The organism is Sulfitobacter sp. (assembly GCF_036961165.1).
Lineage (GTDB): Bacteria > Pseudomonadota > Alphaproteobacteria > Rhodobacterales > Rhodobacteraceae > Sulfitobacter.
Window position 1 is genome coordinate 66,074 of sequence record NZ_JBALVJ010000004.1, and the last position, 20,506, is coordinate 86,579.

General features: G+C 58.3%; 19 protein-coding genes and 2 pseudogenes. 10 read left to right on the top strand and 11 right to left on the bottom strand.

Annotated features, from left to right (window positions below):
- Positions 1–177: 177 nt before the first annotated feature.
- From V7730_RS03695 to V7730_RS03720, 6 genes and pseudogenes are all read left to right on the top strand, one after another.
- Positions 178–1,050, top strand: coding sequence for an S-methyl-5'-thioadenosine phosphorylase (locus V7730_RS03695; RefSeq protein ID WP_335746241.1), 873 nt, complete (start codon positions 178–180; stop codon positions 1,048–1,050).
- Between the two features lie 5 nt (positions 1,051–1,055).
- Positions 1,056–1,424 (top strand): hypothetical protein, encoded by a 369-nt coding sequence (locus V7730_RS03700; RefSeq protein WP_335746242.1) that lies wholly within the window; start codon positions 1,056–1,058, stop codon positions 1,422–1,424.
- A gap of 25 nt (positions 1,425–1,449) precedes the next feature.
- Positions 1,450–1,710 (top strand): hypothetical protein, encoded by a 261-nt coding sequence (locus V7730_RS03705; protein ID WP_335746243.1) that lies wholly within the window; start codon positions 1,450–1,452, stop codon positions 1,708–1,710.
- A 12-nt stretch (positions 1,711–1,722) separates the two neighbouring features.
- Positions 1,723–2,353 (top strand): annotated as a pseudogene (locus V7730_RS03710) (LysE family translocator).
- Complete coding sequence (locus tag V7730_RS03715) at positions 2,350–2,880, top strand: adenine phosphoribosyltransferase (RefSeq protein WP_335746244.1); 531 nt, start codon at positions 2,350–2,352, stop codon at positions 2,878–2,880. Before V7730_RS03710 ends, V7730_RS03715 begins: the two are co-directional and overlap by 4 nt.
- 356 nt (positions 2,881–3,236) lie before the next feature.
- A complete protein-coding gene (locus tag V7730_RS03720) occupies positions 3,237–4,172 on the top strand; it encodes a hypothetical protein (protein ID WP_335746245.1) in 936 nt (311 codons plus the stop codon).
- Positions 4,173–4,204: 32 nt separating this feature from the next.
- Here the strand turns inward: V7730_RS03720 and V7730_RS03725 are convergent, their stop codons facing one another.
- From V7730_RS03725 to coxB, 11 genes are all read right to left on the bottom strand, one after another.
- Positions 4,205–5,626: an FAD-binding oxidoreductase gene (locus V7730_RS03725; RefSeq protein WP_335746246.1), complete on the bottom strand. Its 1,422-nt coding sequence runs from the start codon at positions 5,624–5,626 to the stop codon at positions 4,205–4,207.
- Between the two features lie 44 nt (positions 5,627–5,670).
- Complete coding sequence (locus V7730_RS03730) at positions 5,671–6,468, bottom strand: MBL fold metallo-hydrolase (RefSeq protein WP_443070184.1); 798 nt, start codon at positions 6,466–6,468, stop codon at positions 5,671–5,673.
- 126 nt (positions 6,469–6,594) lie between these two features.
- Positions 6,595–7,179 (bottom strand): GNAT family N-acetyltransferase, encoded by a 585-nt coding sequence (locus V7730_RS03735; RefSeq protein ID WP_335746247.1) that lies wholly within the window; start codon positions 7,177–7,179, stop codon positions 6,595–6,597.
- Positions 7,179–8,441, bottom strand: a complete 1,263-nt coding sequence (locus V7730_RS03740) for a M16 family metallopeptidase (protein ID WP_335746248.1) — start codon at positions 8,439–8,441, stop codon at positions 7,179–7,181. Before V7730_RS03740 ends, V7730_RS03735 begins: the two co-directional genes overlap by 1 nt.
- Entirely contained in the window at positions 8,441–9,826 is a 1,386-nt protein-coding gene (gene thrC / locus V7730_RS03745) for a threonine synthase (protein ID WP_335746249.1), read from the bottom strand. Before thrC ends, V7730_RS03740 begins: the two co-directional genes overlap by 1 nt.
- A gap of 3 nt (positions 9,827–9,829) precedes the next feature.
- Positions 9,830–10,510 carry an SURF1 family protein gene (locus V7730_RS03750; RefSeq protein ID WP_335746250.1) on the bottom strand — a complete coding sequence of 227 codons (681 nt, stop codon included), beginning with the start codon at positions 10,508–10,510 and terminating at the stop codon, positions 9,830–9,832.
- Between the two features lie 96 nt (positions 10,511–10,606).
- Positions 10,607–11,413, bottom strand: coding sequence for a cytochrome c oxidase subunit 3 (locus V7730_RS03755; protein ID WP_335746251.1), 807 nt, complete (start codon positions 11,411–11,413; stop codon positions 10,607–10,609).
- Between the two features lie 25 nt (positions 11,414–11,438).
- Positions 11,439–12,014 carry a cytochrome c oxidase assembly protein gene (locus V7730_RS03760; protein WP_335746252.1) on the bottom strand — a complete coding sequence of 192 codons (576 nt, stop codon included), beginning with the start codon at positions 12,012–12,014 and terminating at the stop codon, positions 11,439–11,441.
- Positions 12,014–12,208 (bottom strand): cytochrome C oxidase assembly protein, encoded by a 195-nt coding sequence (locus V7730_RS03765; protein ID WP_335746253.1) that lies wholly within the window; start codon positions 12,206–12,208, stop codon positions 12,014–12,016. The genes V7730_RS03760 and V7730_RS03765 overlap by 1 nt, the downstream gene beginning before the upstream one ends.
- A complete protein-coding gene (cyoE, locus tag V7730_RS03770; protein WP_335746254.1) occupies positions 12,208–13,143 on the bottom strand; it encodes a heme o synthase in 936 nt (311 codons plus the stop codon). Before cyoE ends, V7730_RS03765 begins: the two co-directional genes overlap by 1 nt.
- Positions 13,144–13,244: 101 nt before the next feature.
- Positions 13,245–14,141: a cytochrome c oxidase subunit II gene (gene coxB, locus V7730_RS03775; RefSeq protein WP_335746255.1), complete on the bottom strand. Its 897-nt coding sequence runs from the start codon at positions 14,139–14,141 to the stop codon at positions 13,245–13,247.
- A gap of 168 nt (positions 14,142–14,309) precedes the next feature.
- Here coxB and tldD point away from each other — a divergent pair, with 168 nt between their 5' ends.
- From tldD to topA, 4 genes and pseudogenes are all read left to right on the top strand, one after another.
- Positions 14,310–15,731 (top strand): metalloprotease TldD, encoded by a 1,422-nt coding sequence (gene tldD / locus V7730_RS03780; RefSeq protein WP_335746256.1) that lies wholly within the window; start codon positions 14,310–14,312, stop codon positions 15,729–15,731.
- Entirely contained in the window at positions 15,728–16,204 is a 477-nt protein-coding gene (locus tag V7730_RS03785; RefSeq protein ID WP_335746257.1) for a hypothetical protein, read from the top strand. The genes tldD and V7730_RS03785 overlap by 4 nt, the downstream gene beginning before the upstream one ends.
- Before the next feature lie 81 nt (positions 16,205–16,285).
- Positions 16,286–17,457 (top strand): annotated as a pseudogene (gene dprA, locus V7730_RS03790) (DNA-processing protein DprA).
- Between the two features lie 274 nt (positions 17,458–17,731).
- Positions 17,732–20,491 carry a type I DNA topoisomerase gene (gene topA, locus V7730_RS03795; protein ID WP_335746258.1) on the top strand — a complete coding sequence of 920 codons (2,760 nt, stop codon included), beginning with the start codon at positions 17,732–17,734 and terminating at the stop codon, positions 20,489–20,491.
- The last annotated feature ends 15 nt before the right edge of the window (positions 20,492–20,506 follow it).

Consider the following 20,506-nt stretch of genomic DNA (forward strand, 5'->3'; position numbering starts at 1 on the left):
CCCGAGCCGACGAGAGATCGCCATCTTTCATCATCTCGGGGGCATCCGACGGGATGGGTCGGAAACCAGAAAAGACGGTCATCTGCGCTCACCGAGGCGTGAGCACGAAGGCTTTGGGGCTTTTCACCGCTCACGGGGCAAGGCAGACTGCAGACTAATTCAGCAAACGAGGCTCCCATGACATCCACAAAAATTGCCGTAATCGGCGGCTCTGGCATCTACGATATTGACGGGTTGACGGATGCCCAGTGGACCACGGTGCAGACCCCTTGGGGGACGCCGTCGGACGCGATCCTGACGGGAAAGCTTAACGGGATCGAGATGGCCTTTCTTCCGCGCCACGGTCGGGGCCATGTGCATACGCCTTCGACAGTGCCCTACCGCGCCAACATCGACGCGCTTAAGCGGCTGGGCTGTACGGATGTGATCTCGGTCTCCGCCTGCGGTTCCTTCCGCGAGGAAATGGCCCCGAGGCATTTTGTGATTGTGGACCAGTTCATTGACCGCACCTTTGCGCGCGAGAAATCGTTCTTCGGCACCGGCTGTGTCGCCCATGTGAGCGTGGCACATCCCACTTGCCCGCGCCTGTCGGACGCCTGCGAGGAAGCCGCAAAGGCCACAGGTGTTACCGTGCACCGCGGCGGCACCTATCTGGCAATGGAAGGCCCACAGTTTTCGACGCTGGCGGAAAGCAATATGTACCGCAACAGTTGGGGCGCGGATGTGATCGGTATGACCAACATGCCAGAGGCCAAGCTCGCCCGCGAAGCCGAGCTGTGCTATGCTTCCGTCGCGATGATCACCGATTATGACAGCTGGCATCCCGACCACGGCGAAGTGGACGTGACCGAGATCATCAAGACATTACAAGGCAATGCAGCCAATGCCCGCAACTTGGTGGCGCGCCTGCCTTCGCTGTTGGGGTCCGAGCGCGCGCTTTGCCCGCACGGCTGTGACCGCGCGTTGGAATACGCCGTGATGACCAGCGCAGAGGCGCGCGATCCCGCGCTGGTGGCGAAGCTTGATGCCGTCGCTGGGCGCGTGCTCTGACCCATTTGGGGCGCATCGGCGCGCTGCTGGCCTGTGCCGCGCTCCCCTCGCGGGCACAGGATTTTGTCGACCGCGAAGGCCCTCTGGGTGACACGGCCTTCTACCGACTTGTCGCCTGTGGTGCGTCACCGAAAGGTGATTGCGCCAAACCTTTCTACCGATGGGATCAGGAGGTCATCACAGTTGGCATTGTTACCCGTGCGCCTGACTTCTTAGGCGGCAAGTTGAAGCGGGCTGAAGCCTCTGTAGTGCGGGCGGTGCAACGGCTGAACAAGATCGGCATGGCGGTGCGGTTGGTTGAGCGTGCGCAAGCGCCGGACATCGCAATCCATCTCCTCGACACCGCGCGCGGCGATCGGATCATCACTGGATGAAATCAATCTGCTGGACGGGCTTACCATGGCCAATGCCATCATAGCGCTCGATATTGACGGCAGTACGATCAACGCAGCCGCCATCGGGTTTTCCAGCACCATGACCATGCGCCAGTATGAATCTGTGATGCTCAAAGAAATCACCCAAGCGTTGGGGCTGATCACCGACATCCAGAATCCCTATTACCGCAGCCGCTCGATCCTGTCACAAAATGCCGACAACAGCTTGAAAACTCTGGGCGCGCAGGACAGGGTGGCGCTGATCCGCCATTACCCTCCCAAGTGAAAGCCCGCACTTATGCCTTTTGATCTATGGCTCACCTTTGCTGCTGCCTCTATGGCGCTTCTGCTCATTCCCGGCCCGACGATCCTATTAGTCCTCAGCTATGCGCTGTCCAAAGGTCGGTCCGTTGCGGTGGCCTCCGCTGCCGGCGTTGCCTTAGGTGATCTGGTGGCCATGACTGCCTCCTTGCTGGGGCTTGGCGCGCTGGTGTTGGCTTCTGCCACGCTGTTCACCGTTCTCAAATGGGTTGGGGCGGTCTATTTGGTCTATCTCAGAATCAAGCTTATCCGCTCGGCCCCCTCGAACGGTCTGGCACCTCCAGAGGCCGAAAGTGTCACCGCAGGCCGGGTGTTCACCCATGCCGCAGCGGTCACGGCCCTTAATCCCAAAAGCATCGCGTTCTTCATCGCGTTCGTTCCACAGTTTGTCCGGACAGACGCCCCCCCTGCTGCCGCAGTTTGCCATTCTGATCGCGACCTTCGTCGGGCTTGCCGCGCTAAACGCATTGGCCTATGCACTGGCGGCTGACCGGCTGCGCCGCGTCATCGCAAAACCCGGCATCATCACGTGGATCACCCGCGCAGGCGGTGCTGCCCTTATTACCATGGGCGTTCTAACCGCCACATTGCGCAGGAGTGCTGCATGAAAACCGTCCGTGAATATATCCGCACGATCCCCGACTTTCCCCATGAAGGCATCATGTTCCGCGACGTGACCACGCTGTTTGCCGATCCGCGCGGATTTCGCATGGCGATTGACCAGATGTTGCACCCCTATGCGGGCATGCGCATAGACAAGGTCGTGGGGCTTGAGGCGCGCGGTTTCATCATGGGCGGCGCGATTGCGCACCAACTCAGCCTTGGCTTTGTGCCGATCCGCAAAAAGGGCAAACTGCCGGGCAAGACGCTGAGCCAAGACTACCAGCTTGAATACGGCCAAGCCACGATGGAAATCCACGAAGACGCCGTGCAACCGGGTGAGAAAGTATTGGTCGTGGATGATCTGCTTGCCACTGGCGGCACCGCAGAGGCAGGCATCAAACTACTGGAGCGTTTGGGCGCTGAGGTTGTTTCGGTCAGCTTTATCATCGACTTACCCGAGTTGGGTGGTCGTAAGCGGCTTGAGGCAATGGGCATAGATATTCAAGCCTTGTGCGCCTTCGACGGCCACTAGGATTTATCGCACAGGCTGAAAATACTCCAACTTGCGCAACGCTGAGCTTAGGCGGGCGCAAGGAGGCTGGTTATGGCGGCATCGATCCAATTTAGACACTGGCCTATAGCCCTGATCGCAGCAGGACTTCTGGCGCAGTGCAGCACCCTCAATAAACACGTCCCACCAGACTAGGAAAAAGCGCTCGCGACGGATGGAACGATTTAGCGCTTCCACGCCCTGCTCAACACCCTGTTCACCCATCCGCTCAACGCCCAGCGCTACATCATCGGCATTGAAAAAGCCCGCACGCGAAGATCGGTTTTCAGGGGGATAGCGCCGATTTCACCCGCCTGCGCGCGCCTTTTGCTTCAACCATGGAAATACATCCGCGCGATGTGGCCCAGCAGCGCAGCTCTTTTGACGCTGCCCTTGATGATCCCATAGTTATGTTCGTTTCTCATATCCAGCGGTACTGCAGCAGTGCCGAGCCAGCTGACAGCGCGGTCGAGTTGATCCACAGCGCCTACAGCAAAACAGCTTTTGGTCCTTACGCCGGTGCTCTGCTCACGGACAGCGATCAGACCGACTGGACCGCGCTGGACAAGATGGAAGAGTTGGTGATCAAAGACGTCCGGACTGCGCGCGCCGATGGTCGTCCCTACACGCACTTGCTGTTTGCCTCGATGGGTTGGAACAATGACCAGTTCGAAGCGATTGCGCGCTGCAATGCAGTGGTTCAACACAGCCGCCGTGCGGCGCTTGCGCAAGGCGCGGCATTGGATCCGCTGGTCATCGGGCTCACGTGGCCTTCGGTCTGGGGCGGTACCTCGGTGGTGGATCTGGCAAACCGTGCCTCCCACCTTGGCAGCTATCCGACAAGAGCACGCTATGCAGATGAAATCGGCTACGGCATCGCAAACCATCATCTCAACGCCAAAAGGTCACTACCCGAATATAAACTGGTTCCACCCGTTCGCTGGATACTCTCAGGCGAAGGCGGCCCTCACCAAAATCACGCTGGCCCCAATGGCCGTATGGCCATGGCCTGGTCCGCAAAAGACACCGCTAACCCCGTCGCGCGTTTTGCGACAGGAGCGCTGCATGTGGGTGGCAAAGCAGTCGCACACCGTATCTACAGCGAGGCGGGGTTCGTCGACATATTCGAAAAAGCCAAGATCACCTCGCGCGATGCCATTGCGTCACTTGATGGTCCCTGCCGATCATCACAGCAATCCGACGAGGTCCTCTATCTAGAAGCAACAGGTATCATTGCAGCACACGGCGATATCGCCAATCCTGCTGTGGATTAATCGGTGTGGAAGCTGATCGATTGCTTGCGCCCTTAAGCGCGCAGCACCGCCCCCGGGTTCATGATGCCAACGGGATCAAGCGCAGCCTTGATTGCCCGCATGGCCGACAGCTTGGCCGGATCGCCGTATTTCTCAAGATCGCCAACCTTAAGCCGCCCGACACCATGCTCGGCCGAGATTGATCCGCCCAACTCATGGGTGAGGTCATGCACGCAGGTCTTGATAGTATCGCGTTGGTTTTCATGGTCGTCGCGTATCCGTCCAACTTGCGGAAAGACGTTATAATGCAGGTTACCGTCGCCCACGTGACCGAAGCAGTTGATCCGGAAATCACCCATCTGCGCCAGCCGCGCACCGGCCTGCTCAATGAACTCAGGAATGGCACCCAGCGGTACGGAAATGTCGTGACTCGATATCGATCCGACGCGACGGTTTGCCTCTGGAATGCTTTCACGTATGGCCCAGAAATCCTGAGCCTGTGCCGTGGATTGCGCGATGAGACCATCAGAGACAAGGCCCGCCTCCAACGCATTCGCGAAGAGCGTTTCAAGCGATGCTTGGGGGTCCATGTCAGCCGCAAGCCCAAGATCAATCAGCACGCACCACTCGGGCGGCGTGGCAAAAGGCTGGCGTACGTCCGGCATCGTCTCGGTCAGGAAGTCAAAGCCCTGACGGTGGATCAACTCAAACGCGCTCACCATCTCGCCGAACAGTTCTCGCGCCATGCTCAGCAACTTAAGCGCGCTCTCAGGGTCCTCCACAACCAACAAGGCCGTACCGGTCTTTGCGGGCCGCGCAAACAGCTTGAGCGTCGCGGCAGTGATCACACCCAGCGTTCCTTCCGCACCGATCAGAAGGTGGCGCAGGTCATAGCCGGTGTTGTTCTTGCGCAGACGCGTCAGACCGTTCCAGATTTGGCCGTCCGGCAACACGGCCTCAAGCCCCAGACACAGATCGCGCGCATTACCGTAACGCAGCACGCCCGTCCCGCCTGCGTTGGTCGCAAGATTGCCACCAATACGCGCCGTGCCTTCTGCCGCCAGCGACAAAGGGAACAGCCGTTCGGCCGCTTCTGCGGCGTTTTGCACATCAGCCAAAATCGCGCCGGCCTCTGCCACCAGAACATTTTCATCAGGGTAGACCGAGCGAATGGCGGTCATCCGTTCCAGCGACAAGATCAGCGGAATAGCCCCCTCTTCGGCCACCTGCCCTCCGACAAGGCCAGTGCCGCCGCCATAAGGAACCACCCCCACGCGGGCCTCGGCAGCCATTCGTATCAAGGTAGAGACTTCTTGCACTGTGCGCGGCTTGGCCAGCAGGCCAGCCTGCCCGGCATAACGTCCGCGCGGCTCTTCAAGGTAATTCGCGGTAGCCTCATGCAGCGTGCCTTCGGGCAGGGCTGCACGAAGTTTTTCGGCAAAGGCGGCGTCGGCGGGGTTCAGGTGATCTGTCATAGTTATTGATCTAACGCAGGCCAGCCAGATGCAAGGGCTAAGGATCACTCATCCCGCAGATATTGCGGACGCAAAACCATGACCGTGGGCTGCGAAGGCAACGAATTACGCCGGACGTTCAGCATTGACCCTTCGACCCGCACCACCGAAAATTCATCCTCTATCCCGTCCAGAAAATCCTCCAGCGCGAAACCCGAGAACCAATGCATCGGCAGCACAATGCGCGAGCGCAGGCGTTTGACCACAGAAATCATCGTCGGCAGATCAAGGGTCATGCCACCGTCCACTGGCACCATCACCACATCCAGCCGCCCGATGGCGGCGTATTGCTCATCATTTGGTGCGTGATGGAGATGCCCCAGATGTCCGATGCAAAGCCCCGCGATCTCGAACACGAAGACCGAATTGCCGTTCTCTTCCACACCGGCAAACTGCGACCGGATATCGGTCGAGACATTGCGCACCAGCACTTCACCCAGATCCAGACGGTGGGTCACCCCCTCTCCGAAGGGCCCCCAACCCGGCAGCACATGCGGAATGGCAGGATCAGGGTAGGCCGTCCAATGCGTGTCATGGGCGTGGTTCATCGTCACCACGTCGGGGATCATTCGGGTATTGCCGATGAAGCCTGTGAAATCTGTGACCAGGTTGAGCCCGCCTGTACTGCGGATCAGAAAGCTGGCGTGTGAGATATAGTGCAGATCAACCGTCTCGTCTTGTACCGCGCGTAGTGAAGCGTGGTGCAGGTATTCCAGCCCTGGCGCGGCGTCAGCTAAGGCATGGCAATGGCTGGGTGTGCGGGTTGGGACATCCTGCGCATAAAGCGGCGCGGACATCAGCATCAAAGCAGCAAGCACACGGATCATCATGAATAAGACGGTAACATCAGTTGTGCGATTCACCAAAGCCAAGTTGCAATACGGTTAGCGCCCCCCCCCACTCGATTGCCCGCCTTGCAACCAGATCAGTCACGAAACGCTTGTTTTACCGCGCCTGTCGCCGCGCAACGCCGCATACAGAACATGAGTCCGCCAGCGCCCGTCAATCTCGAGATAGCTTTGCGCAACACCTTCATACTTGAAGCCGGACCTTTCCAGCAATCTGCGCGAAGGCGTGTTCTCAGGCAGGCAGGCGGCCTCAATGCGGCTCAGTTCCAGATGAGTAAACGCGTAATGCACGACTGTTTCGATCGCCTCCCGCATGTAGCCCCGGCGCGAAAACGTCTCTCCGGTCCAATACCCCAAAGTGCCCGCCATCGCGGGGCCGCGGCGGATGTTGTCCAGCGTGATCGCCCCCAACAGCATCTGGTCTTCGCGCCGGATCAAAAACAGCGGCAGGGCGGTGCCTGCGTTGATTGAACGGTTGGCCCAATAGACGCGGTTCGAGAACGCCTTGCGTGACAGGTGATCCGGCGACCACGCAGGCTCCCACGGGGTCAGAAACTCACGACTGGTGCTGCGCAGCGCCACCCAAGCGCGGAAATCATTGTGCAGGGGTGACCGCAAGGTCATCCGCTCTGTCTCAAGCTTGAGTTTACGCCTTGCGAGAAGCATTAGGCAGCGCGCCTTGCCTCAAGCGCTTCTAGCGTGGGCGCCCTGTCGACCGGACCATAAAGCGCCAACGCGGCGGGTGCTGTCGTGGCCATCTGTTCGGCAAAGTCGCGCACGTCACCTGTGGTCACAGCATCAATCTGTGCAATCGTTTCCTCAAGCGGCGGAATACGGTCCCAGATCTGTAGCAGACGGGCCAGACGCTCGGCGCGGTTGGAGGGGCTTTCCAGGCCCATCAACAAACCCGCTTTCATCTGGGCACGCGCCCGTGCCACTTCGGCAGGAGACATGTCAGACGCCGCCCGCTTCATCTCGTCGATGGTGATGCCGGCAAGTTCAGCCAATTGCTCACCGGAGGTGCCTGCATAGACCGTCATCATGCCAGTATCGGCATAGGCACCCGCTTGGGCAAAAATCGTATAGCACAAACCACGGTTTTCGCGGATTTCCTGAAACAGGCGGCTCGACATGCCGCCGCCAAGGGCCGAGGCATAGATTTGTGCGACATAGATATCGTCTGCGCGATAACCGGGGGATTCAAAGCCCAGTGCAAAATGCGCCTGCTCCAGTTCCTTGGATTGGCGATACTCGCCGCCCGCGAACAAAGCAGGCAGCGCTTGCATCAGTGGTTTGGGCTTCATATCGCCAAACAAGTCTTCGGCCATAGCCACCAGCGCATCATGGTCCACCGCGCCAGCAGCCGAAAGGATCATCTGCTCTGGGCCATAGTGCTGGTTGATAAATCCGGTGAGGTCTTTGCGGGTGAAATTCGACACACGCTCGGACGGGCCAAGGATCGTGCGGCCCATGGGCTGGTCGGGGAAGGCCTGCTCTTGCAGCCAGTCAAAGATCACATCGTCGGGTGTATCCAACGCTTGACCGATCTCTTGCAAGATCACGCCCCGCTCTACCTCGATCTCGGAATCTTCCATGATCGGGTTGCGCAGAATATCCGCGATCACCTCAAGGCCCAGCGGCACATCATTTTCCAACACGCGCACGTAATAGGCCGTCACCTCACGCGAAGTGTAAGCGTTAATATAGCCGCCCACGTCCTCGATCGCCTCGGCGATCTGGAGCGCTGTGCGCGTCTTGGTTCCCTTGAACGCCATATGCTCAAGAAAATGGGCGATGCCGTTTTGGGCAGGCGTTTCGTGCCGCCCTCCGGCGCCGACCCAGACCCCGATAGAGGCCGAAGCAAGCCCCGGCATATATTCTGTCACGATACGAAAGCCGTTGGAGAGGCGGTGCGTTTGCAGTGTCACTAAGCAATTAGTCCTTTGATATGGGTCTTGAGCGCGTCAAGATCGTTTGGCACACGGGTCAAACGCTCGGGGCGGTCATAAAGGTCCGCCATGCGCGGGGGCAAGGGGGGACGGATGCCTGTCGCCGCTTCAACAGCGTCAGGGAATTTCGCGGGATGGGCGGTGGCCAATGTGACCATCGGCGTTGCCGGATCGCGCATCTCGTTTGCGACTTTCACGCCAACGGCGGAGTGCGGGCAAAGCAGCTCGGCACTATGCGCGAGCACCTGTGTGATGGTGGCCGAGGTTTCCTCTTCTGACGCGGGGCCAGAGGTGTAGTGTTCGGACAACGCCTGTGCCGCCCCTTGGGAGACGTCAAAGCCTCCCTGTCCCAACTCTGCCATCAGCTGCGCCACGGCATTGCCGTCACGGTCATAGGCGTCAAACAACGCCCGCTCGAAGTTCGAACTGACCTGAATGTCCATCGAGGGGCTGATTGAGGGATGCACCGTATCCTTGTGATAGCCCTGCCCGTTCAGACAGCGGTGCAAAATGTCGTTCTGATTGGTCGCCACGACAAGCTGGTCAATCGGCAGGCCCATCTGTTTGGCGATGTAGCCGGCGAAAATATCGCCGAAGTTTCCGGTTGGCACTGTGAAGCTGATTTTGCGCTCCGGCGCGCCTAGGCTTACCGCGGAGGAGAAATAATACACCACCTGTGCCAGCACACGCCCCCAGTTGATTGAGTTCACGCCAGCGAGCTTCACCCCGTCGCGGAATTCGAAATCGTTGAACATATCCTTGAGACGGGCCTGACAGTCATCAAAATCACCGTCCATGGCCAACGCATGCACGTTGCTCTCGGACGGGGTGGTCATCTGGCGGCGCTGCACTTCGGACACCCGGCCGTGGGGATAAAGGATAACGACATCCACGTTATCAAGGCCGCGAAACGCCTCTATCGCCGCCGAACCTGTATCACCAGAGGTCGCGCCAACAATCGTCACCCGCTCCCCCTTGCGGCCAAGGGCCAGCTGGAACATCTGCCCGATCAACTGCATGGCAAAGTCTTTGAACGCCAATGTCGGGCCGTGAAACAGCTCCAGCAGGAAATGATTGGGTGCAAGTTCTTTGAGCGGGGCACGGCTGTCGTGGCCGAAGCCTTCGTACGCCTTAGCAATCAGATCGCGAAATTCGGCGTCGGTGAAAGTATCCCCGATAAACGGGCGCATGACCGTGAAGGCGACTTCCTCATAGGGTTTGCCCGCCATCGCTTTGATCTCTGCGTGGCTTAGCAGCGGGATGGTTTCCGGCACGTAAAGTCCACCGTCACGGGCAAGCCCTGTCAGCATCGCTTCCTCGAAAGACAGGATCGGGGCGGTTCCGCGGGTGGAGATATAGCGCATGGGTCAGCTCGTCTGTTGGGGGGCGCGGCGGGCGCGCAGGATAAAGGCAATGCTCATCGCGATCCAGATCGCGGCAAGCGAGAACCACGTAATCGCGTATTGCAGGTGGTCGTTTGGAATCGCAGCCGTGTCAACCGGCAGCGGCATCACGGGCGCATCGTCGAAAGAGGTTTGCTTGGCCACGACAAGGACCGGCTCGGTTCCCAGTGCGGCGGCCATAGCGTCCACATCACGGGCGAACCAGATGTTCTTGTCCATATCGGCCTCCGGCGTAAAACCGTCGGTCTCTTGTGGCCATTGCAAGTTGCCCTGAACGGTCACAGCGTCATTCTGGGCAGGTATTTCTATCAGCGCGACAGGGACAAATCCACGGTCAAGCAGCACCTGGCGGCTTCCAGTATCTAGAGCCGAGATAATGCGGTAGCCCGCGCCGATCTCTTTCTGGCTGACCAGCACACGAAGATAAGGTTCTCCAACCTTGCCGGACACTTCCACTGGCAGGTAGGAATCATTTTGTTGATCGGGAGCCTCAGGCAGCGCCACAGGCTTTGCCATGATCCGCGCATCAATGTCGGCAATCACACTCAGCTTCCAGTCCAACCGCTGCATCTGCCAAAAGCCAAGCCATAGCAAAATAGCAGCCCCGCCCAGACCGATGACAACAAGAAAAAGACTACGGCGCATGAGGTATCCCATCAGTGGCTAGAGACAAAAAACGCGCGAGGCATTGGCCCCGCGCGTTGGTGCTTAACCTTATAGGCTAAAGGTGCAAGCCCGCCCTTAGGACGGAATGCCCCAGACGTAGACGGCGAAGAAAAGGAAGAGCCATACAACATCAACAAAGTGCCAGTACCAAGCAGCGGCCTCAAACCCTACGTGCTGTTCGGATGTGAAGTGACCCGCGCGGGCGCGCATCCAGCAAACGAACAGGAAGATTGTACCGATGACAACGTGGAAGCCGTGGAAACCTGTGGCCATGAAGAAATTGGAGAAGAACGCGTCGCCGCCAAATACCCAGCCTTCGTGCAGCAGGTGCTGATATTCATATGCCTGCAGGCAGGTAAAGAGGACACCGAGCACAACTGCGATGATCAGACCGTTTTTGAGGTCTGCACGGTTGTTGCCGTGTACCAGCGCATGGTGCGCCCATGTCACAGCACAACCGGACAGTAGCAAAATCAACGTATTGATCAGCGGCAGGTGGAATGCGTCCACTTGGTAGATCACTGGAGGTACGTAAGTAGTGCCAAAATACTCGTTCATCGGGTAAATCGCGTGCTTGAAGAAGCTCCAGAACCACGCAGCAAAGAACATCACTTCGGACATGATGAACAGGATGAAGCCGTAACGCAGGCCGATCTGGACCACTTTGGTGTGGTCGCCAATCTTACTGTCTTCAACAACTTCGGACCACCAAGCAAAGCAGCAGTAGAGCGTGCCGACGAAACCGATCAGAAAGACGAAAGGTGTCACGTCATGCATCCACAGAACACCGCCTGTGAGCATGACAAAAGCAAACAGCGCGCTCAGCAGCGGCCAGATGGAGGGAGTTAGGATATGATAGTCGTGATTTTTTGCATGGGCCATGGCGCGCGTCCCTATGTCCTTTTGTTTAGTTCAGGTCAGTTGGCTGATCGGTATCGAGGGCGGCATACCCTTCGGGCAGATCAATTTCGTAGAATGTATAGGAGAGCGTGATGGTATGTATATACTGACCTTCACGATCCGATACGATTTCGGGGTCAACAAAGAAGCTGACGGGCATTTGCACGCGCTCGCCGGGGGCAAGCACCTGCTCTTCGAAACAGAAGCAGTCGATCTTCTCGAAAAACGCACCCGCCTGATAGGGGGTCACGTTATAGGCTGCTTGGCCGGCGATCGGCTTATCCGTGGGGTTGTAGGCCTCATAAAAAGCAAGACCGGTCTCACCGATACGAATTTCCATCTCGTGGACGACGGGTTTGAATTCCCATGCCATTTTGCTGTTAACGGAACCGTCAAAACGAATCTTGATGGTTTGCTCCAGAATTTCGTCTGAGGCCACCAAGGATACGCCTGGCACGCCGCCAAAGCCCGTTACGCGGCAAAACCAGTTATAGAACGGAACGGAGGCCCAAGCGAGGCCACCCATCACAACCACCAGACCAACGGTCTGGGCAACAGTCTTTTGTGGTCCGGACATCGCCATTAGTTGTTGCCTCCCGTACCAGTCTGCTCACCTACGCCGGTCGCCTGCGAGGCAGGGATACGAAATTCGACTGAAGTGATTTTGGTGTAGGTCAAAACCATCACGACGATCACAAACGCGCCCAGCATCAGACCAACGCCGATGTTGAGGCTTTTGCGACGTGAATGGAGTTCGTGCTCGCGTCTAAGTGCCATTACCAGCCTCCAAATCCTACAGGTTTCAGGGTCGCTTCGATCAGGATCGCGCCAAAATGGGCGAACAGATACCAAAGCGACAAGCGGAAGAACTTACGTTCAACCGCGAAGTTATCTGCCTCGGACATTACTTCGTCCCGCTGCCAGATGTCATAAGCGCCTTTGAGGAACAGCGCATTGAGCACCAGCGCTGTCACCAGATAGACCCAACCGCCGATTGCGGAGAAAGCGGTGCCAAAAGCGAGGATCACCAACAGTATTGTGTATGCAAGGATATGATTGCGTGTGGCGCGGCGACCGTGCGTGACGGTCAGCATCGGCACTTTCGCATCGTCGTAGTCATTGCGCATGAACAGCGCCAGCGCCCAGAAGTGCGGCGGTGTCCACATGAAGATCAGCGCGAACATCAACCATGGTTCTACCGCAAAGCTACCCGTTGCGATCACCCAACCGATGACCGGAGGAAACGCCCCCGCCGCACCACCAATAACAATGTTCTGCGGGGTCGAGCGTTTGAGCCACATTGTGTATGGCACTACGTAGAAAAAGATGGTGAAGGCAAGCATGAAGCCGGCCAACAAGTTGGCACTCAGCGACAGCATCATCACCGCAAGGCCAGAAAGAGCGGCACCTAGATACAAAGCAGCTTGTGCCGTAACCTTGCCCGCCGGGATAGGCCGATTCACCGTGCGCTTCATTACCGCATCGATATCGGCATCCCACCACATGTTCAGCGCGCCGGACGCACCAGCCCCGATGGCCAGAAACAGAATAGAAGCGAAGCCGATCACGGGATTCACGGAAACCGGCGCTGCGAGCATGCCCACAACAGCTGTGAACACAACAAGCTGCATCACCCGCGGCTTCAGCAGGGCATAGTAATCCCCCAACTGCGGGTCTGCGTCATAGCTTTGTGCATTTGTCACGTCAGTCATCCGAGGCTCATTCCAAAACAAGGCTTATATGGGGACGCCACAGTACAGGGTCAGGCACTGTGGCGGATGTCATCGGGACAAAGCGCACCGACGATAGGACTTTAGTCAGCCGATGCCACTGTCAGCGGCTGCGGAATACCCGCGTACTCTTCTTTCGCGCGGCCGAGCCATTCAGCATAAGCTTCTTCGGACACAACCTTAACGGTGATCGGCATGTAAGCGTGGGCAATGCCACACAGCTCTGAACACTGACCGAAGAACACGCCTTCTTTTTCCGCCTTGAACCAAAGCTGTGCCAGACGGCCCGGTACGGCGTCCTGCTTCACGCCGAAGGCGGGTACAGTCCAGGCATGAATCACGTCAGACCCAGTGACCTGAACAACAATCGTCTTGTTCACTGGAACAACAACCGCAGTATCGGTTGCCAACAGCCATTCGCTTTCCGAATAGCCAGCAGCTTCAAGCTGAGCGATCACTTCGGGTGTTTTGCGGTTCTCGCCACCCAACGCAGGTGCGCCGATCATGTAGCTGTCAAAACCGAAATTGTCGTCCACGTATTCATAGGACCAGTACCACTGGTTGCCCGTTGCTTTGATCGTAATGTCAGCGACGGGAATTTCCTGCTGGCGGAACAGAATTGGCAGGGACCACGCACCAATACCGACAAGAATCAGGATCGGAACGATTGTCCAAGCGATCTCAACCGGTGTGTGGTGGGTGAATGTCGCAGGCGTTTTGTTACGCTTGGCATTGTAGCGGAAGGCAACCCAGAGGATCAGACCTGTTACGAACAGCGTGATCGCAGTGATGATCACAAGAATCATTCCGTCAAGCCATTGAAGATCCGTCGCCAGCTCCGTCACGCCGGGCTGAAAGCCCATCTTGCCGTCTACCGGAGCACCAATGATCTCAAGACCCTGTGGATCAATGCTTTGTGCCCACGCGGGCAGGCTTGTAAAGGCGGCCATAAGGCCCGCAAGTGTGAGGTGCTTTGTCATCATTTTCGTCCTGATTTTCTTGACCCTAGGTGGCTAAAACGCACGGAGATGCGCCCCCGCCGTTGTAATCCTGCGCCTTACAATCATATTCTGAGAACGAAAGAAAGTCCTATGCTTGCGTCAGATGGACGCGAAGCGCCCCTTCCCCGCCCTCAGGAGCACCTTCCCATGTCAGACACCCCTTTCTCGCCTTTTGACGACAGCCTTGACCGTGATACCGCGCTGCACGTCCTGCGCGAAGCGGTGGCAGGTGCCGACGACGGCGAGCTGTTTTTCGAGCGCCGCCGCTCCGAAGGGTTGGTGTTCGATGACGGACGCCTCAAGACAGCAAGTTATGACGCCGCAACTGGCTTTGGTCTAAGGGCGGTGCGCGGCGAAGTGGCAGGCTATGCCCACTCTACCGAGATTTCCGAAGCCGCCCTGCGCCGCGCGGCCCAAACCGCACGCCTTGCGGTGGGTGATGGAGGTGGCACATGGGCCGATGCGCCCGACGGCACCAACCAAAAGCTCTATACTGATGAAGACCCCATCGCAGGTGCAGCATTTTCTGTAAAAGTAGAAGCACTGCGTGAGATCGACGATTTCTGCCGAAGCCTTGATGGCCGTGTGGTGCAGGTCAGCGCCTCTATCGCTGCGTCGATTCAAGAGGTCGAAATCCTGCGCCCCGAAGGTACGTCCGTACGCGATATCCGCCCGATGACCCGCGTCAACGTGTCGGTGATTGTCGAACATGAGGGCCGCCGCGAGAGCGGCACAGCAGGTGGTGGTGGTCGGATCGGCCTCGACGGGATGCTCAAACCCGAAGACTGGCAGGCCAAAGCACGCGAAGCGTTGCGCGTCGCCCTTGTGAACCTTGAAGCCGTTCCTGCCCCTGCGGGCGTGATGGACGTGGTCCTTGGCCCCGGCTGGCCCGGCATCCTGCTACACGAGGCCATTGGTCACGGGCTGGAGGGTGACTTCAACCGCAAGGGCTCCAGCGCCTTTGCAGGGCTAATGGGTCAGCAGATTGCAGCCAAAGGCGTTACTGTATTGGATGACGGCACGATTCCCGACCGCCGTGGCAGCATCTCGGTGGATGACGAAGGCACGCCCAGCGCTAAGAATGTGCTGATCGAAGACGGCAGGCTGGTTGGCTACATGCAAGACCGCCAGAACGCACGCCTGATGGGCGTGAAAAGCACTGGCAACGGCCGCCGCCAAAGCTTCGCGCACATCCCCATGCCGCGCATGACCAACACCTATATGCTGGGCGGCGACACGGCCCCCGGTGATATCGTGGCAGGCCTCAAAGATGGCATCTACGCCGTGGGATTCGGCGGCGGCCAAGTCGACATCACTAACGGCAAATTCGTGTTTTCCTGCACCGAGGCCTACCGCGTTCAAAACGGCATCGTCGGCGCCCCTGTAAAAGGAGCCACGCTGATCGGCGATGGCGCCACAGCGCTCAAACAAATCCGCGCCATCGGCAACGACCCAAGCCTCGACCCCGGCATGGGCAACTGCGGCAAGCAGGGCCAGTGGGTGCCCGTGGGCGTGGGCCAGCCAACGCTAATGATCGGAGGTCTGACGATTGGTGGTGCGGCAGCGTGAGCAAAGCGATAGCTTGGCCGGTATGGCGCACTGACGTCGAGGCGGCTGCCGCTCTCTCAACCCGCGATTGGCTTTACGCCGTTCTGGGGGCCGTGTTAATACCACCCTGCGCGGCGCTAATCCCAGTTCTTTTGATCGATTCCGCGCAGGTTGCGCAGTCGAACGTAGCGGCAGCCATCTATTACATCTCCTTTCTTGTTCTGCCGGGGCCTGTTGTTACATGGTTTGTTGCCCTCGTCGGAGGTCTACTTCTCGAAGGCGCGATCAGACTGGGCCTTGGCGGATGGGGCGTTGCGGTTTCGCTTGGCGTAGTCCTCGGTTCAGCGACCATTGTATTATTTCAAGCTACGTTTAGTTCGGCATTTTACGTAGGTTTCTGGACCTTTTTTGTACTGCATGGCGCGATGACAGCAGCGCTATGCTGGCTCATTTTACGGATACGCGCGCCCGAGGTCTTCAAATATCACCATTGAACCGAATTTGCTCAAATCGATTCATCCCCTGTTAACCAGCAAAAGGTAATACTGATTCCAGCAACAGTCGGAGCTACGGGAATGACTGACAGGAACACCAATCCTTCTTCCACTCACCCCCCACTCCCACCCACCCCAGAAGACGAACAGTTTGCCCGTCTCCGTCTGTTGCGCTCGCGCCGGGTCGGTATATCCACGTATAAACGACTGCTGATTGAACACGGCACTGCGCAAAACGCGCTGGCCGCGCTGCCAGAGGTAGCGCGCGCCGCGGGCGTCTCTGGATACGAGATTTGCCCCGAGGGAGTCGTACGCGCCGAATTGCGTGCAGGGCATGCGGCGGGCGCGAAGCTGCTGCATTCGGACCATCCCGACTATCCGACCAGTTTGGCAGAACTGGACGATGCTCCCCCGTTTCTGTGGCTCATGGGCAACCCTGAACTGCTCGCACGGCCGATGATTGCGCTAGTGGGCGCGCGCAATGCGTCATCGCTGGGCACACGAATGGCACGAACCTTGGCGCATGAACTGGGAGAGGCCGGTTTTGTGGTAGTCTCGGGCCTTGCGCGCGGCATTGATACAGCCGCCCATCTGGCCGCCCTGCCCCATAGCACCATTGCTGTCCAAGCCGGCGGCGTCGACGTTATGTACCCCGCAGAAAATACTGGCCTAGCACAGGACATCGCCAAACAGGGTCTACGTCTTTCCGAACAAGCGATCGGCCTGCAACCAATGGCGCGTCACTTTCCAACGCGCAATCGGATCATATCAGGCCTTGCCCGCGCTACCGTTGTCGTCGAAGCCGCTGCAAGGTCGGGCAGCCTGATCACTGCCCGCGACGCGCTGGATCAAGGTCCCGATGTGCTTGCTGTGCCGGGCCACCCCTTTGATGCGCGCGCGGCTGGCGGCGATATGTTGATCCGCGATGGTGCAACACTGGTCCGCAACGCTGCCGACATCATTGAGGCATTGGGCCCCGCTTTTGAAGATCAAGAGCAACTGCCGCTTACCTCGTCCACCGTGACAGCACCTGCCCCGCAACCAACGAAGCAGCCGCGCAACCAACGAAGCAGCCGCGCCGCACATTGCGCGAAACCGCCAGCCTTCACCTGTCAATCCTGCAACGGCTCGGGCCATCGCCTGTTGCCGAGGACCAGTTGATCCGCGATCTGCAAATCACGTCGGCCGCCTTAACTCCTGCGGTTGTGGAATTGGAACTGGACGGCAAGGTAATGCGCTCTGCTGGGGGGTAACTGTCACGACCGGTCTGACGCGGTTATGAGCAGCATGGTTGCCCCAAAACACGATCCATGCCCCTGCACTACGGATCAGCGGCAAGTTGCAAAACACGCACTTTCAGCTGACGAACTTGCCTGCAGTTTACACGTCAAAACCTAGCATATTCAGCCCTCGTCTACGGGCTTGATCCCTTGCAACAACGCGGGACGCATTGACAAAGACCCCTTGCATCCCACATGTCAAAGGCCATAGACGCCGCAAAACACCCCGTCGAAGGACCTTAGTTTTATGCCAGTAGTCGTTGTCGAATCTCCCGCCAAGGCCAAGACGATCAACAAATATCTCGGTGACAATTTTACGGTTCTGGCCTCCTACGGCCACGTTCGCGACCTGCCGCCCAAGAACGGATCGGTTGATACCGAAAACGATTTCGAGATGCTGTGGGAAATTGATTCCGGCTCCAAAAAGCACATGAAAGCGATCACCGATGCGCTGAAGAATGACAATGAACTCATTCTCGCGACTGACCCCGACCGCGAGGGCGAAGCGATCAGCTGGCATCTTCAAGAAGCACTAACACAGCGCAAAGCTATCAAGAAAGACACCCCCGTTAGCCGCGTCGTGTTTAACGCGATCACCAAAACGGCCGTGACCGAGGCTATGAAAAATCCCCGTCAGGTGGATATGCCGCTGGTCGAGGCATACCTTGCCCGCCGTGCGCTGGACTATCTGGTGGGCTTCAACCTGAGCCCGGTACTGTGGCGCAAACTGCCCGGCGCCAAATCCGCCGGCCGGGTGCAATCGGTTACCCTGCGCCTGATCGTCGAGCGCGAGATGGAAATCGAAGCGTTCCGCCCCCGCGAATACTGGAGCGTGAAGGCCCTGCTCAGCACGCCATCGGGGCAGGAATTTGAAGCACGCCTAACCGAGCTTGCTGGCAAAAAGCTTGATAAATTCGATCTGGCCGACATCACACAGACAGAAATGGCAGTGCAGGCCGTATCCAGCCGCGATCTTAAGGTCGCGTCGGTTGAGGCAAAGCCTGCAACGCGTAACCCCTCAGCCCCCTTCATGACCTCAACCCTCCAGCAGGAGGCGAGCCGGAAATTCGGCATGGGCGCACGCCAGACCATGAGCACCGCCCAGCGTCTCTATGAGGCGGGTCACATTACTTATATGAGGACAGACGGCATCGATATGGCGCCGGAGGCTGTGCAAATGGCCCGCGATGCGATCTCAGATCGCTACGGCAGCAAATACGTGCCGTCCAGCCCCCGCGTCTATAAGAACAAGGCCAAGAACGCCCAAGAAGCGCACGAATGTATCCGCCCAACGGAAATGTCCAAGGACGCCGAAGCGCTTAAGCTGATGGATGGCGACCAGCGCAAACTTTATGATCTGATCTGGAAACGCACGCTTGCCTGCCAGATGGAAAGCGCACGACTTGAGCGGACGACGGTTGATATTTCTTCGGCTGATAAACAGGTGACCCTGCGCGCCACCGGTCAGGTCGTGCTGTTTGATGGTTTCCTCAAAGTCTATGAGGAAGGCCGTGACGATGTCACCGACGAGGACGAACGCCGCCTGCCCCAGATCACTCAGGGTGATACGCTGAAAAAAGCCGCTGCCGCCCGCTATAGCGATGATTTCGGCAAAGCCGCAGGGCTTGAGACCGATGAGTTGGTTGATGCCGGCGACAAGGGTCAGGCCGGTATGCAACGCAAATCAGGTGCACTGCTGGCCGAGAAGGACGCCGTTCTTGGGGCGCAGCATTTCACCCAGCCGCCCCCACGCTATACCGAGGCTACGCTGGTCAAACGTATGGAAGAGCTCGGTATCGGCCGACCGTCCACCTACGCAAGTATTGTCACAACTATTCAGGACCGCGGCTATGTCTGCCGCGAGGGCCAGCGCCTGATCCCCGAAGACAAGGGTCGTCTGGTCACTGCCTTCCTTGAAAATTACTTCCGCCGCTATGTCGGCTATGACTTCACAGCCGATCTGGAAGACCAGTTGGACAAAGTCTCTGCCGGTGACGCGGATTACAAAAAGGTTCTCGACCGCTTCTGGCGTGATTTCTCGGCTGCGATTGCAGAAACATCCGAGCTGCGGATCACCGAAGTGCTTGAGAAGATCAACGATGTGCTGGCACCGCACATCTTCCCCGCGACAGAGGATGGCTCCGATCCACGCCTGTGCCCCAACTGTGGTGCCGGTCGCCTTAGCATGCGCACAGCCCGCTCCGGTGGCGCCTTCATTGGCTGCTCCAACTATCCCGAGTGTCGCTATACCCGCCCCTTCGGTCCCCCGAACCCCGAAGCAGAAGCATCCGCCATTCCGCCAGAGGGTAAGCTTTTGGGTGAGGACATGGGCGAGGAGATCCGCGTATTCAAAGGCCGCTTTGGGCCCTACGTGCAGCGGGGCGAGCTAACCGAAGAGAACAAGAAGCCACCACGTCAGTCTATTCCAAAAGACTGGCCGCCCGAAGAGCTGGAGCTGGAGCGCGCTGTTATGCTGCTATCGCTGCCGCGTGAAATCGGGCCTCACCCAGAAGACGGGATCATGGTCTGGGCCAACATTGGCCGCTATGGCCCTTACATCAAGCACGCGCCCAGCACTTCTGATCGCGGTGGCACAAACGCCAACCTTGAGGGTATCGACGAAGTCTTTACCGTGGGCATGAACCGCGCGGTTCAGTTGCTCGCAGAGAAAGTCGCGTCGCGTGGCGCGCGGGGCCAGGCCGCAGCCCCTTTGCGTGAATTGGGCGAGCATCCGGAGGCAGGCGGACCTGTCAACGTGATGAAGGGTAAATACGGGCCTTATGTGAAGTGGGAAAAGATCAACGCGACAATCCCCGACACGGTAGACCCCGAAGAAATCACGCTGGCGCAGGCAATTCACCTGATTGACGAGCGCGCGGAGAAGGCAGGCAAGAAGAAACCTTCGGCCAAGAAGAAGGCCCCAGCCAAAAAGCCTGCTGCAAAGAAGAAGGCGCCTGCCAAGAAGCCCGCGGCAAAGAAACCTGCCGCGAAGACAGCCAAAGAATAATCCGGCGCAGGGATG

Excerpts from the sequence above, each read along its gene's own strand:
- V7730_RS03695 (WP_335746241.1), top strand. The coding sequence starts at position 178 with ATGACATCCACAAAAATTGCCGTAATCGGCGGCTCTGGCATCTACGAT.
- V7730_RS03705 (WP_335746243.1), top strand. The coding sequence starts at position 1,450 with ATGGCCAATGCCATCATAGCGCTCGATATTGACGGCAGTACGATCAAC.
- V7730_RS03715 (WP_335746244.1), top strand. The coding sequence starts at position 2,350 with ATGAAAACCGTCCGTGAATATATCCGCACGATCCCCGACTTTCCCCAT.
- V7730_RS03720 (WP_335746245.1), top strand. The coding sequence starts at position 3,237 with ATGGAAATACATCCGCGCGATGTGGCCCAGCAGCGCAGCTCTTTTGAC.
- V7730_RS03725 (WP_335746246.1), bottom strand. The coding sequence starts at position 5,626 with ATGACAGATCACCTGAACCCCGCCGACGCCGCCTTTGCCGAAAAACTT.
- V7730_RS03730 (WP_443070184.1), bottom strand. The coding sequence starts at position 6,468 with ATGCTGATGTCCGCGCCGCTTTATGCGCAGGATGTCCCAACCCGCACA.
- V7730_RS03735 (WP_335746247.1), bottom strand. The coding sequence starts at position 7,179 with ATGCTTCTCGCAAGGCGTAAACTCAAGCTTGAGACAGAGCGGATGACC.
- thrC (WP_335746249.1), bottom strand. The coding sequence starts at position 9,826 with ATGCGCTATATCTCCACCCGCGGAACCGCCCCGATCCTGTCTTTCGAG.
- V7730_RS03750 (WP_335746250.1), bottom strand. The coding sequence starts at position 10,510 with ATGCGCCGTAGTCTTTTTCTTGTTGTCATCGGTCTGGGCGGGGCTGCT.
- V7730_RS03755 (WP_335746251.1), bottom strand. The coding sequence starts at position 11,413 with ATGGCCCATGCAAAAAATCACGACTATCATATCCTAACTCCCTCCATC.
- V7730_RS03760 (WP_335746252.1), bottom strand. The coding sequence starts at position 12,014 with ATGGCGATGTCCGGACCACAAAAGACTGTTGCCCAGACCGTTGGTCTG.
- V7730_RS03765 (WP_335746253.1), bottom strand. The coding sequence starts at position 12,208 with ATGGCACTTAGACGCGAGCACGAACTCCATTCACGTCGCAAAAGCCTC.
- cyoE (WP_335746254.1), bottom strand. The coding sequence starts at position 13,143 with ATGACTGACGTGACAAATGCACAAAGCTATGACGCAGACCCGCAGTTG.
- coxB (WP_335746255.1), bottom strand. The coding sequence starts at position 14,141 with ATGACAAAGCACCTCACACTTGCGGGCCTTATGGCCGCCTTTACAAGC.
- tldD (WP_335746256.1), top strand. The coding sequence starts at position 14,310 with ATGTCAGACACCCCTTTCTCGCCTTTTGACGACAGCCTTGACCGTGAT.
- topA (WP_335746258.1), top strand. The coding sequence starts at position 17,732 with ATGCCAGTAGTCGTTGTCGAATCTCCCGCCAAGGCCAAGACGATCAAC.